10 protein-coding genes are annotated in these 13182 nt (G+C 69.4%); 4 read left to right on the top strand and 6 right to left on the bottom strand.

The features are described 5' to 3' along the window. Nucleotides 1-153: 153 nt before the first annotated feature. Nucleotides 154-1719 carry an MFS transporter gene (locus tag ACWDU4_RS08605; protein WP_450113458.1) on the top strand — a complete coding sequence of 522 codons (1566 nt, stop codon included), beginning with the start codon at nucleotides 154-156 and terminating at the stop codon, nucleotides 1717-1719. A 168-nt stretch (nucleotides 1720-1887) separates the two neighbouring features. After that, entirely contained in the window at nucleotides 1888-3195 is a 1308-nt protein-coding gene (locus ACWDU4_RS08600) for a lipase family protein (protein ID WP_450113457.1), read from the top strand. Nucleotides 3196-3226: 31 nt separating this feature from the next. Here ACWDU4_RS08600 and ACWDU4_RS08595 read toward each other — a convergent pair whose 3' ends face one another. The 4 genes from ACWDU4_RS08595 to ACWDU4_RS08580 form a co-directional block, all read right to left on the bottom strand. After that, a complete protein-coding gene (locus ACWDU4_RS08595; RefSeq protein ID WP_450113456.1) occupies nucleotides 3227-4861 on the bottom strand; it encodes an MFS transporter in 1635 nt (544 codons plus the stop codon). Between the two features lie 56 nt (nucleotides 4862-4917). Then, nucleotides 4918-5907 (bottom strand): linear amide C-N hydrolase, encoded by a 990-nt coding sequence (locus ACWDU4_RS08590; protein ID WP_450113455.1) that lies wholly within the window; start codon nucleotides 5905-5907, stop codon nucleotides 4918-4920. A 314-nt stretch (nucleotides 5908-6221) separates the two neighbouring features. Then, complete coding sequence (locus ACWDU4_RS08585; RefSeq protein ID WP_450113545.1) at nucleotides 6222-7226, bottom strand: zinc-binding alcohol dehydrogenase family protein; 1005 nt, start codon at nucleotides 7224-7226, stop codon at nucleotides 6222-6224. Nucleotides 7227-7419: 193 nt separating this feature from the next. Continuing rightward, nucleotides 7420-8583 (bottom strand): RNA-guided endonuclease InsQ/TnpB family protein, encoded by a 1164-nt coding sequence (locus ACWDU4_RS08580; protein WP_450113454.1) that lies wholly within the window; start codon nucleotides 8581-8583, stop codon nucleotides 7420-7422. A gap of 119 nt (nucleotides 8584-8702) precedes the next feature. Between ACWDU4_RS08580 and ACWDU4_RS08575 the strand changes: the two genes are divergently transcribed. After that, nucleotides 8703-10814 carry an MMPL family transporter gene (locus ACWDU4_RS08575; RefSeq protein ID WP_450113453.1) on the top strand — a complete coding sequence of 704 codons (2112 nt, stop codon included), beginning with the start codon at nucleotides 8703-8705 and terminating at the stop codon, nucleotides 10812-10814. Nucleotides 10815-10859: 45 nt separating this feature from the next. On the opposite strand, the gene ACWDU4_RS08570 is transcribed toward ACWDU4_RS08575, so the two are convergent. Then, the gene (locus tag ACWDU4_RS08570) at nucleotides 10860-11771 is read right to left on the bottom strand and encodes a sucrase ferredoxin (protein WP_450113452.1); all 912 of its coding nucleotides are present in this window, start codon (nucleotides 11769-11771) and stop codon (nucleotides 10860-10862) included. Nucleotides 11772-11816: 45 nt separating this feature from the next. Further along, nucleotides 11817-12335: a hypothetical protein gene (locus ACWDU4_RS08565; RefSeq protein ID WP_450113451.1), complete on the bottom strand. Its 519-nt coding sequence runs from the start codon at nucleotides 12333-12335 to the stop codon at nucleotides 11817-11819. Between the two features lie 24 nt (nucleotides 12336-12359). Between ACWDU4_RS08565 and ACWDU4_RS08560 the strand changes: the two genes are divergently transcribed. Next, nucleotides 12360-13181 carry a DUF6597 domain-containing transcriptional factor gene (locus ACWDU4_RS08560; RefSeq protein ID WP_450113450.1) on the top strand — a complete coding sequence of 274 codons (822 nt, stop codon included), beginning with the start codon at nucleotides 12360-12362 and terminating at the stop codon, nucleotides 13179-13181. Nucleotide 13182 lies beyond the last annotated feature (1 nt).

Here is a 13182-nt window from a genome sequence, read left to right as displayed (position 1 = left end):
AAGCAGGGGAAGGATGCTTCGAACATTTGTTCCCATAGTGGCCCGAGGTGGGGTCCGGCGTCAACCCGGATCACCCCTTCCGGGTGAACCACCGGCCTCCATGCCGCGAGCACACTGTCGGACAGCCGTCGCGTGACAGAGGGGGCCGACGAAATGACCGACGAGACCCGGACCGTCACCCCGGACACGGCGCCGAGCCGGCGCTGGGTCTCCCTCGCTGCCATCTGCACCGCCGCCGGGCTGGTGTGGCTGGCCTTCGCCGACCTCGGGGTGGCGATCCCCACGATCGCGGACGACTTCGGCGCGGACCTGTCCGCGCTGTCGTGGGCCAACAACGCGTTCAGCCTCGTGACGGGCGCCCTGGTGATCGCCGCCGGCAAGTTCGGGGACGTCTTCGGCAGGCGTCGCATGCTGCAGCTCGGCATCCTGCTGTTCGCCGGGTTCTCCGTCGTCGCGGCGCTCGCCCCCGACGTCGGCACGCTCATCGTCGGCCGCGGACTGATGGGCATCGGCGCGGCGCTGATCCTGCCCGCGACGCTGGCCCTGATCCCACCCCAGTTCTCCGGGGCGGCGCAGCTGACCGCGTTCGGGGTGTGGCAGGCCGTGGCGTGGGGCGGGCAGGCCGTCGCGCCCGCGATCGGCGGGGTCATCACCGACACGGTGGGCTGGGCGTGGCTGTTCTGGATCAACGTGCCGCTCGGACTGGCCGCATACGCGGTGGTCCGTTCGGTGACGCCCGAGTCGGCGGACCCGAATGCGTCCAGCCGCGTCGACCGGCTCGGCCTGGCGACCATCGGCCTGGCCGTGTTCGCACTGCTGTACGCACTGACGGACGGCCCCAGCGCCGGCTGGACGTCCCCGCTGGTGATCACCCTGCTGGTCGCCACGGTCGCGCTCGCCCTCGGCTGGGTCGTGATCGAACGCCGGGTGGCCGAGCCGCTGGTCGATCTCTCCCTGTTCCGGCTGCGCCCCTTCGACGGCGCACTGACCGCGAACCTGACGATGAACCTCGCCTACGCCGGCCTCAGCTACCTACTGGTGTTGTGGCTGCAGAACGCCCGCGGCTACAGCGCGGTGCAGGCCGGGCTGCTGATGCTGCCGGCGGTGATCGGCATCTTCGCGTTCATCCCGCTCGGCAGCAGGCTCGAGGCGACGCGCGGCGCACGATTCCCGGTCCTGGTCGGACTGGTGGTGATGGCCACCGGTTTCGCGATCTTCGCGCCGCTGCACTCGGATTCGAGCATGTGGCTGGTCACGGCCGCGCTGATCGTCATCGGGCTCGGCCTCGGCCTTCTTTCGACCCCGATCTCGAACACCGCGGTCGGTGACGTCCCTGCGACACTGGCAGGAACCGCGGCCGGGGTGTTCAAGATGTCGAGCATGGTCGGCGGGGCGCTCGGCGTCGCGGTGCTCACCGCGTTCGCCCGCGGCTTCACCGTCGCCGGCAGCCGGGAGGCGATCGACGCGGCGGGCCTGACGCCTGACGACGTCGACCAGGCCCACCGCGCTCTGGTCGACTCGTCGTCCTTCGCGGACGCCCTCGCCTCCCTCCCCGCCGACCTCGCCGAGCACGTCACCGCCGCGGCCGTGGACGCCTTCTCCACCGGTGTGGGTCGGACGATGATCGTCACCGCAGTACTAACCCTCGCGATCACCGGCATGGTCGGGTTCCTCTGGCCCCGCCGCCCCCGCGCCGACGGCGGGCCGGATTCGCCCTGACCCAGCACCCTCACCGTGGCGGTGGCAGGTTCGCTCGGCCCTCCCGCGCATCTGACACTCGAACAGGATCTGTCCAGTTTGCTCTTGTCGATCCGGTTACCGATCGGTAATCTCCCTGCGCGACGTGACAGCCGTCACGTCCACACAGGGGAGGTTGAACAGGTGCAGATGACGAGGACGCGGACCGTCGCACGAGCGGTGGCGGCCGTATCGGTGACCATGGCCGTCTCAGCAGGAATCGCTCCCGCTGCGCAGGCGACGACCGACCCCTTCTACACCTACACCGACGGCACCCCCCTGGCCGCGATCGAACCCGGCACGGTCCTTGCGACCCGATCGATGCCCTACCACGTCGCGAGCCTGCCCACCCCGGTCACCGCGGTCCAACTCGTGTACCGCACGACCGACGCCCAGGGCCGACCGACCACCAACGTCACCTCGGTGCTGAAGCCGCCCGCCGGCGTCGACCCAACCAAGGCCGTTGCCTACCAATCGTTCTACGACTCGATGAACCCGGCCGACAGTCCGTCGCGCGCGATCGCGGGGGACTTCTCCTTCGGCGGCGCGGTCAACGCCTCGGAGGCCCAGTTCGTCGCCGTACTCCTCGCCCAGGGGTACACGGTCATCGTCGCCGACACCGAAGGCCAGAACGCGGATTTCGCCGCCGGACCCGAATACGGCATGAACACCCTCGACTCCATCCGCGCGGCCACCCGCTCAACCGAGACGGGCCTCGACGCCGGCACCCGCGTCGGACTGTTCGGCTACTCCGGTGGGGCCATCGCCACCAACTGGGCCGCCGCACTGGCGCCCGACTACGCCCCCGACGTGAACGAGAACCTCGTCGGCGCGGCCGAAGCCGGGGTGCTCGTCAACCCCGCACGCAACCTGACCTACATCAGCGGCAGCACCGGCTGGTCCGGCGTGGCATTGATGGCGATCGCCGGTATCGCGCGCTCCTACGACATCGACTTCTCCGAATACCTCAACGACGAGGGCAAGCGGCTGTTCACCCGGATCCAGGACGCGTCGATCGCCAACGTCCTCTTCCAATACCCCGGACTGACGTGGCAGCAGCTGGTCAAGCCCGAGTACGCGGACCCGGCGAGCGTCGAACCGTTCATGACCGCGGCGGCCAAGGTCAACCTCGGCCAGGCCCCCACCCCGACGGTTCCGATGTTCATCGGCCAGGGCGCCAACGGAGTCATCGAAGGCACCCCGGGCGACAAGCCGAACGTCGGCCCCGGCGACGGCGTCATGGTCGCGGGCGACGTGCGCGCCCTCGCCCGCCAGTACTGCGCCACCGGCAACACCGAGATCCGGTACGCCCAGTACGACGGACTGAGCCACGTGCCCACGATGGCCGCCTGGGCGCCGGAGGCATTCATCTGGCTGGGCGACCGCTTCGCCGGGCTGCCCGCTCCCACCGACTGCGGCGCGATCGCGCCGGGGAACGACCTCGAGACGCGACCCTGATCGGCCCGGCGCGCGCTGCCGACGAAGCCGTTCACTCCTCCTGTTCCCGACGAGCGGGCAGGTGCCGGAAGGTCACGATCGGCAGCAGTACGGCCAGCCCGAGCACGAAGAGGCTCGCGCGCAGGGCGACCAGTCTGGATTCGACGTTGATCCCCACCGCCCGGTCGAGCTGCGCCGTGGTCAGCTCCAGTCCGGCGAGACGGCCGCGGAGGTCGTCGTTCTCGACGAAGCTGACCGAACTGGTGGTCACCTCGATCCTGCTGTCGGACCGCAGATCCGGGTCGTCGGCGACCCGGTTCGAGGCGGACTGGGCGAGCACGGCCATCAGTACGGCTCCCGCGACGGCGGTGCCGGTGCAGAGCCCGAGGAAGTTCGCCATACCCCGTGCGCTGCCGATCTCGCCGGAGAGCGACGGCGGGCTGGTCTCCATGAGAAGGGCACTGCCCGCACTCAACCCGACTCCGATACCGAGACCCAGGCACACCTCGCTGAGCCAGGTCCACCCGCCCGACCACTGGTTCGAGATGGTCAGTGCCAGCAGGATCACCGACGCGGCCGCGAGCACGTGGGCACCGGTCAACAGCCGGCGGCACGCGACCAGCCTCATCAAAACCGGTGTGGCAGCGGCAGAGACGAGCGCGGCCAGGGAGATCGGCACCAGCATCAGAGCCGATCCCATCGGGCTCTTCCCCAGCACCATCTGGGTGTACAACGGCAGCAGGTAGCTCACGCCGGCCATCAACAGGTTCACCGCCACCAGACCACTCAGGCAGGCGCGGTTGAGCCCCGACCCCCAGACCTGGGGATCGAGCAGGGCCGTCCGGCCGTCGTCGAGCAGGGAGTGCTGGCGGGCCGCGAACACGTGCAGGACAAGGACCCCGAGCAACAGCAACGCCAGTACGGGTGACAGGCCGAGCACGCTCACCGGCGCGGACTCGGCGGCGAGGAGAAGGCCCCACGACCCGATCTGGTTGATCGCGGCGACCAGCAGGAGCACACCGACGGCGGACAGCGCGATGCTCGTCTTGTCGATGGTGCCCGCGAACGGCGTTCGGGGAAGGACGACGCGGAGCGCGATGACGATCGTTCCCGCGATGACGACGAGCAGGAGCAGGAAGGGCGCCCGCCAGCCCCAGGTCTGCACGAGGAATCCACCGGCCAGAAGCGCGAGCGCGGCACCGATACCGGTGGTGCCCGCCAAGATCGACACCGCAACGGTGCGCTGAGTGCCCGAGTAGGCCTGACCGAGAATCGCCAGCGCGTTGGGCACCAGCAGAGCACCGCCGAGGCCGGCGACCGCTTCGCCGGCGATCAGCACCGAGACAGCCGGTGCCAGAAAGCAGGTCAGCATGCCGGCCGCGTAGACGGTCAAGCCGAGCAGCTGGGTGTTCCTGGCACCCAGGACTCCGCTGATCTTGCCGCCCGTGACCGTGAAGGCGGCCACGAACACCCCGTACGCGACGATCGCCAACTGCACGTTCGAGATCGTGGTGTCCAGGCCCTCGACAACCCCGCTGATCGCCATCGGCAGCACCGATGCGTTGAAGACCGAGACGAGACCGGTGAAACACACCAGCGCCAGTGGCAACCAGCTCGCTCGGAGGAGAGCTTCGCCCGTGTTCTCAGGTGCTTCCCCGACGAGGGGCTGCTGGTCGGCGGTATCCATGTGTGCACCCCTCGGAGATCATGCAGCCAATGTGAGTGTTCAACCGCTGTCCCGGATCAGGACGGCAGGGTCAGGAACTGCATCGGCGCGGTTTCCTCGAAGCGGCCGGTGACGTTTCCGGCGAGACCGCCCTCGAGCGACGTATCCCCCATCAGGTCGAGCCTGCCCGCAGGCGCACCCTCACCGAAGTCCAGCTTGTCGAGGTCCACCCACACGATGTTGGGCCGGGTGGTCGAGTCGAAGACGTACCGCTTGTTGGTCAGGTCTGCGACGGTCTGCCAAATCGTCTGCGACGCATACGGCTTGTCGGGATCGGGGATCCGGAAGGGCTGCGCGGCGTTGCGGATGACGCTGAACATTCCCGCGACCGCCTCGACCTCGGTCTTGGGTTCGGGCAACCGGCCCACGTAGTAGGCGGCGCGCGCGAAGCGGTCGGCTGCGAGCGTGGTCCCGGGCAGGGGCTTGTCGCCACCGAAGCCGTCGACCTCCTTGAGCAGCTCGAGCTGCTTGTCGTAGGTGGGGGAATTGGTCATCACGCGATACTCGCGGTCGTGCCAGACGGTGGCCTTGCCGTCGATGTACTCGATGATCGCCGAGTCGCCGGTCGCGTCGTCGAGTGCGAGATGCACCGCGGGCACCTCGCCGGTCGCCGGATCTCCGAGCGGTACGACCTGCACCTGGGACTCGATGATCCACGCCGCGGCGTCCGCGACCGTGGAGAAATTGTCCAGGAAGTACTGCAGCCAGACCGCCATGCTCAGGCCCGGTCGCGACGCGTCATGGGTGCCGTACTCGGATTCCGCGAGCCAGAGGATGTGGCCCGCCAGTCCCGCCTCGTTCATGCCGTCCACGGTCATCATGTCGAACGCACCGGCGACGACACTGCCATACTTCGCGGTCCAGGCGAGCGAACCGCCGACGCCGTCGTTGCGCTCGATTCCCCGGGGGAGCGACCACAGATTCGTCCCGGTGTCTCGGTGATAATCCATGTTGCGCCCGACGAGCACGGCTCCCGCGGCGTCCGGCCAGATCACCCTCGTACACATAACTCCACCTTCCGTAACCGTCGAAAGAACCGGCATTCTTCGTCGAGATTCGAAACTGGGTTTGCCGAACGATAACAGGGACATCGGCGTCACGCGCCGCTTCACTGCACTCCCCGGGCGCGTCGCCACCGCCCCACCACACGGTCAATGCCGTTACGACACGGGAGGATTGACCTCGAGATCGCGGAGTCGCCGTCCCCGCTCCGCCGCCCGGGGAGACGCGGGGGGCTCGGGCAGTGCGGCGCCGAGAGATTGCGGGAGGGGCGACACCGTGGCAAACGGGCCTGGCTGCACGCACGCTCGCTCGACCACCGTCAGCCGGCGATGAGCACGGCCGCCCCCACGACTCGACCCTCCCTCAGGTCGGTGAGCGCGCGATCCGCCTCGTCGAGGGTGTAGGCGTTGGCGGTGACGAGAAGCCGGTGGCGACCGGCGAATTCGAGGAACTCGCGGGCGTCGGCCCGGGTGTTCGCGGTGACCGAGCGCAGCGTCCGCTCCTGGAACAGGTGCTGATGGTAGTTCAGCCGCGGCACGTCGGTCAGGTGGATGCCGGCGACCGCGAGGGTGCCGCCGCGGTCCAGCGCGGCCAGCGCGGGCGGGACCAGGGTGCCGACCGGAGCGAACAGGATCGCCGAATCCAGCGGCACCGGCGGCGGATCCGACGGGCCCTGCACCGACGCCACGCCGAGTTCGAGAGCCAGTCGCTGAGCGCGCTCCCCCCTTGTCATCACGTGCACCTCGGCGCCGCGGGCCAGGGCGACCTGCGCGGCCAGGTGCGCGCTGCCGCCGAATCCGTAGATCCCCAACCGTCCCCCGTCCGGGACAACGGCACACTTCAGGGCGCGGTAGCCGATGATCCCGGCGCACAACAGCGGCGCCAGCTCCTCGTCCAGGTAGCCGTCCGGCAGCCGGTGCGCGAAGGCCGCGGGCACCACCGCGTACTGCGCGTAGCCACCGTCGACGTCCCAGCCGGTGTATCGCGAATCAGGACACAGGTTCTCGTCGCCGCGCAGACAGTAACGACATACTCCGCAGGTGCCGCGCAGCCAGCCGATGCCGACCCGGTCCCCCAACCCGAACCCCTCCCCGGCCCGGTCGCCCCAGCCGACGACCTCCCCGACCACCTCGTGCCCGGGTACGACGGACGCCCGGTGCACCGGAAGATCGCCCTCGGTCACGTGCAGGTCGGTGCGGCACACGCCGCACACCAGGACCCGGACGAGCAGTTCGTCCGGCGCGGGCTCGGGAACCGGCATCGTCAGCTGAGCGAGCGGCCTGCTGCGCATCGGTCCGGGCTCGCGCACCCGCCAACCGGTCATCGTGCCGGGGAGGTTCACCCGTCCACTGTCCCCCGATCGTCGGCCGTGCGCCACCCGTGAACAACGCCTCAGGATCGCCTCAGGATCCCGTCGGTAGAGTCATGGCGCTCGTGCCCCCTGACCCGACCACACGACCTGACGAGGATGCCAATTCATTAACGCCTCTCCTGCCTGAAGGCAGAAGATTTCCGACTCAGACCGCAGCCACACCACCACCCGGGGGGAGGTAATCCGCTTGACTCACGTCGTCGACACCGGTGTGGCCACGCTCCGCCACAGCCAGAACCACCCTGGCAGCGTTCCGATCCCGACACGCGGTGTGCCCGCACGCACAGCACCGGAAAGTCCGTTCATCGAGTTCGAGGCGTTGCTTGGCTCTCGCGAAACACTTCGAACACGTCATGCTCGTGTACGCGGGCCGCACCAACACCACCTTCCGGCCGGCCCGCCTGCCCTGCTCGATCAACTCCCGTTTCACCGTGGCGACCGCGGCATCCGCGGCCTTCCGTGCCATCGTGGATTTCGCCAGAAACTTGGGTTTGAAGTCCTCCACCGCGATGAGGTGATGTTCGTCGACGACGGTTCTCGCCCAGATCCTGCCGTGGTGCCGGTTCTGCCGGACCGCCTTCTTCTGCACCTTCGCGGCACGCGTACGGGCCTGCCGGTAGCCCTTCGACGGGGCGTGCCCTTTCCCGCGGCTGCGTCGCGCCATCCGGCGCTGCGCTTTCGCCAACTCCGCCGCGCACCGATGCCGGTGCCCGTGATGCGGCAGATCGAAACGCTCCTTGGTGGCCGTGGCGGTACGGGTCACACCCCAATCGATCCCGACACCACTGTCCGGATCGGCCACCGGGATCGGCTCGGCTCCGCGGGTCACCACGAACGAGGCATACCAATGCCCCAACGAATCGCGGGTGATACGCACGCTCGTCGGCTCCGACGGCAGTGCCCGCGACCACACCACAGGAATACTCACACCTTTGGGCAACACCAACCGGCCGTCACGGATCCGGAACCCGCGACGGGTGTACTCGAGCGACGGCAAGGATTTCTTCCGCACCTTGAAGCGGGGTCGGCCCCGCCCTTTGACCGTGAACGAGTCCTCCAACGCCTTCGCGTAGGTGCGCAGCATCTGCTGCTGGGCCACCTGGGAACCGTCCCGCAGCCACGACGAGCGTGCCCGGGCTTCGGTCAACTGCTTACTGAGTTTCGCAAACGTCGGCTGAACACCAGAACTGAACCGGTGGACGGCTTCGTTCCACAGGAAGCGGCAGCGATGCCACTCCTCGAGCAAGGCATGCTCGGCGGTGGCTCCCGGCCGCAACCGGTAGTTGTAGCGCACCACCTCGATCCCCATGCCCGGCACGCTAACCGACCCCACTGACACGTTTCCTCGACATCACCATCACACTTCTGGAAAGGAGGCCGGCGCTTCCTCTCCCTCGTGAATGAGGGAGTATCCGCGCCGAGTATCAGATGACGCGCTGGGCCGAATTCGTTGTCGCAAGGAAGTGGTGGGTACTGGCGCTGGCCGTTCTCATCGTCGTGGCCGCCGGTTTGTGGGGGCTGGGGGTGTTCGGGAAGATGAGCCAGGAAGGCTACTACGACCCGAACAGTGAGTCCGCGCAGGTCAGTATGCTGGTCAAACGCGAACTCGGTCCGCAGTCACCGGACATCGTGGCGATCTACTCGGTCCCCGAGGGCAGGACCGTCGGCGACATCGGCCCGGAGGTCCAGCAGACCCTGGCCGACTTCCGGCAGGACTGGCCCACCCGCTCGGTCACCTCGTACTGGTCCCTGGACCCGGCGTCCGCGAAACCGCTGCTCTCCGAGGACGGCACGAAGGCACTGGCGACCGTGTTCGTCGACTGGGACGCCGGCCCCACCGTCGCCGACCTCGAGGCGATGCAGTCATCGTTGAGCCCGCCGGGCATCGAGACGCAATTCGCAGGCGGCACCCTCGTCGGGCATTCGTTCAACCAGCACCTGCAGAACGACCTGGTGAAGGCGGAGGCGATCGCGTTGCCGATCACCCTGTTGCTGCTGGTGGTCGTATTCGGCACCGTCACCGCCGCCGCGATCCCGGTGTTCGTCGGCATGCTCACCGTGTTCAGCGCCCTCGGCACGCTGCGCCTGCTCACCGAGCTCACCGAGGTCTCCTCGTTCGCCCTCAACGTGGCGTCGCTGCTCGGCCTCGGACTGGCGATCGACTACGGCCTGTTCATCGTCAGCCGGTTCCGCGAGGAACTCGCCGGCGGCAGTGAGCCCGCCGCGGCGGTGCAGCGCACGGTGCTCACCGCCGGGCGCACGGTGATGTTCTCCGGACTGCTGCTGGTGTGCGCGTTCGCCGGAATGCTGGTGTTCCCGCAGCCGGTGATCCGCTCCCTCGGATTCGGCGCGATCGCCGCGGTGACGAGCGCGGCACTGCTGTCACTGACGGCCGTCCCGGCGCTGCTCGCGATCCTGGGTCACCGGGTCAACTCCCTCGCCTGGCGTCGCGGCGCCGTCGAACGCGGAGAGGAGCGCGCCGCCCGGTTCTGGAGCCGGGTCGTGACCACGGTGATGCGCCGACCGGTCGTCTTCTCCGTCACGATCATCGCCGGCCTGCTCGTGCTGGCCTCGCCGCTGCTGCGCGTCGCCCTCGGCGAGGTCACCTACACCGTGCTACCCAAGGACGACCCGTCCCGGATCGCCGCCGAGACCCTCGCCACCGAATTCGACTCCGCGGGTACCGGGGCGAGCGTCCTGCTGCGCGGCCAGGACGGCAACCTGCCGACCACCCCGCAGCTGACCGAGTTCACCCGCGACGTCCGCGATCTCGACGGCGTCGCGCAGGTGAAACTGGCCGCGTCGCCGGGCGATGTGTCGATCCTGACCGCCACGTTCACCAACGACGTCCCGCCGGCCGACACCGTGAAGGCACTGCGCGCGATCGACCCGCCCGCGGGAACCGAGGTGATGGTCGGTGGCGGCGCAGCCCTCACCGAGGACACCAACTCGTCGATCGTCAGCCACCTTCCGCTGATGCTCACCATCATGGTGGTCTCGACGCTGGTGCTGCTGTTCCTCGCGTTCGGATCGGTCGTGTTGCCGGTCAAGGCGGTCGCGATGGCCGGACTGAGCCTGGCCGCAACGTTCGGCCTGCTCACCTGGATCTTCCAGCTCGGCCATGGTGCAGACCTGCTCGGCGTCACCCCGAACCCGCTCGAACCGACGTTCGTGGTGTTGATCCTCGCGGTCGTGTTCGGACTGTCCACCGACTACGAGGTGTTCCTCATGTCGCGGATGGTCGAGGCCCGTGAGAACGGCGCCAGCACGGAGGAGGCCGTCCGCATCGGTACCGCCCGGACCGGCCGGATCGTGACCGCGGCCGCGGCGCTGCTGATCATCGTCACCGGCGCCTTCATGACGTCGGGCCTGTCGATCATGCGCTTCCTCGGGGTCGGCATGATCATCGCGTTGATCGTCGACGCCACGGTGGTACGGATGCTGCTGGTGCCGTCACTGGTCAAGCTGATGGGCGAGGCGAACTGGTGGGCCCCGGCGTGGATGCGCAAGATCCACCAGAAGGTCGGCATCGGCCACTGAATCGCCAGGGCGCCCGCGGCGCTCGCGCAGCGGAGCTGCCTCTGCTCACCGCGCCGTGCGCACCTCGCCGGCGACGAGTGCGCGCACCGGCTTCGCCTCGGCGCCGCAGCTGGCCGGACGCGGCGGCAGGTCGGCACCGGTGACCGGCACGCTCCAGGACCGGCCGTCCCGGTGCCGGACCACCGGGCACTCCGGCGGCCCCGTCACGACCAGATCGGATGTCCCCGCCGAAACCTGGTCGCGGACCGCGATTTCCGCGACCTGCTCGGCGGGCGACCAGCAGCTGCGGCCGCGCAGGCCGGTCCGGTACACCTCGCCGCGGCCGGCGGCTTCGACCGCCGCCACGGACTCCTCCGGGGAGAGCCGCCCGTAGGTGTACCCGGTGGGCAGCAGGATCAGCGACGGCGCGAAACGGTGCCCGCCGGTGTGCGAGCACTCCCACACCGCGTCCCCGAACTCGGCGGCCAGCTCCGCGGCGACGGGCCTGCCGAGCACCGCGCAGCACTGGTCGCGCTTGCCGTGCGCACACACCAACGCCACCGGGTCGGCGACCTCGGTGCCGAGCCCGGGCGCCGCGGGTGTCACGGTCAGGTCGAGATCGAGCAGGTCTTCGGGCTCGGCGACCTCGAAGCGTTCGCACCAGGTGCCGTCCGGGGCGGACCGCGCGAACAACACCGTGCGGCGCGAACCGACGACGGTGCGGCCGGGCCGCCGGATCAGCATCAGCCGCACCCCGGACGCCTCGGTGTGCGCCTGCAGGCGCGGTGACAGGTCGAAGCCGAGAGCCTGACCGGAGAACACGTCCCGCCCCCACGGCCCCGGATGTTCGAGGCACAGCCAGGCGGTCACCTGCGCGGCGGTACCCGGCAGCGGCTCGTCGAGCGCGGACAGCGCCGAACAGGTCCGCTGCTCCGCCACGGTCGGGTAGATGTCGTCGGTCGTCGTCGCCTGGCTCACCCGGCCCATTCTGCCCCCGGCCCCGGCTCCCCCGCGCGACCCGGGTCAGTGGCGACGGCCGGTCGCCATCCGCGCCCGGACTCGCACGAATCCCTGCGCCAGGTAGGCGAGCGTGCCGATGCTCAGCACCCACTTGGTGGTGCTGACGGCCGTGATCGCCCGGACCCGGGCGTCGGTGACGGCCTCGCGGTGGTCGAGCAGGTGCAGGTCGACGACGTTCTCGACGTAGTCGCACGCTGCCGCGACCACCGGCGCCACCCGCAGGGCGGTCCGGGTGCCCGGCGACAGGTCGGTGAGCTGCGCCAGCCGGGCACCGCCGGTGTACAGCGCGGACGCGTAGATCACCGGATGCACCATGTCGGGTGCGAAATGACTGCGGAACCGTGCGGTTTCGGTCTCGTCCATGCTGTCGAGGACAGCGCGGTACCGGTGCGCGGACAGCGCGGTCTGGGTGGCGAGCAGCTTCGACCCCGCCGGTCCGAGCAGCCGGATGATGTTCGCCTGGGAGAGCACGTACGCGGCTGCCCAGCCGATGAGTTTGCCGTCGAGCGCGGTGAGTGTCACCCGGCGATCCTAAGCTCGGTGATCGTGACCGACAGGGCGAACCAACCGCGCGGAGTGCCGGAGGCGATCGTGCGACCGGACGAGGCCGCGCAGACCATCACCGTGGCACGACGCTTTCCCCGAGAGTCGTTGCGTCCGTTCGTCGAGTACCTGTGGATCGTGCACTGGACGGAGCCGGGCAGCCGCGACCAGCAGGTGCTCCCACAGCCGAAGATCCACCTCGCCGCCGAGCAGGGCCGCCTGCTGGTGCACGGGGTGAACCGGGCAGCGTTCCACCGGACGCTGACCGGCACCGGGCACGTGATCGGGGTGGCGTTCCGGGCTGGCGGATTCCACTCGTTCCTGCGATCGAGTGTCGGCGCGCTGGAGGGCACGGTGCAGCCGGCCGGGCCGCTGGTGGGCCGCGACGACGCTCCCGTCGCCGCCGCCGCACTGGGCACCACCGACGACGACGAGATGACCGCACTCGTCGAGGACTACCTGGAACGTTGTGCTCCTCGACCCGATCCGACGGTCGACGAGGTGGACGGGCTGGTCACGCTGATCGAGACGGACCGCTCGCTGCATCGGGTCGATCAGCTGGCGACCCGCACCGGAACCGGCGTGCGAACCCTGCAGCGATTGTTCACGGAGTACGTCGGAATCGGACCGAAGTGGGTGATCCAGCGGCATCGACTCCTCGACGCGGCCGCGCAGGCGCACGGTGGAACGCCCGTGGTGTGGACCGAACTCGCCCACCAGTTGGGGTTCAGCGACCAGGCGCACCTCGTGCGCGCGTTCACCGCCGCGGTCGGCACCCCACCGGCGACCTACGTCCGTCAACTCGGCGGGCGACGGCGGGGCTAGG

It is taken from the genome of Rhodococcus sp. NPDC003348 (genome assembly GCF_053589375.1).
The sequence above is the reverse complement of the archived record's forward strand: the minus strand, read 5'-3'. Positions and strand labels throughout refer to the sequence as shown.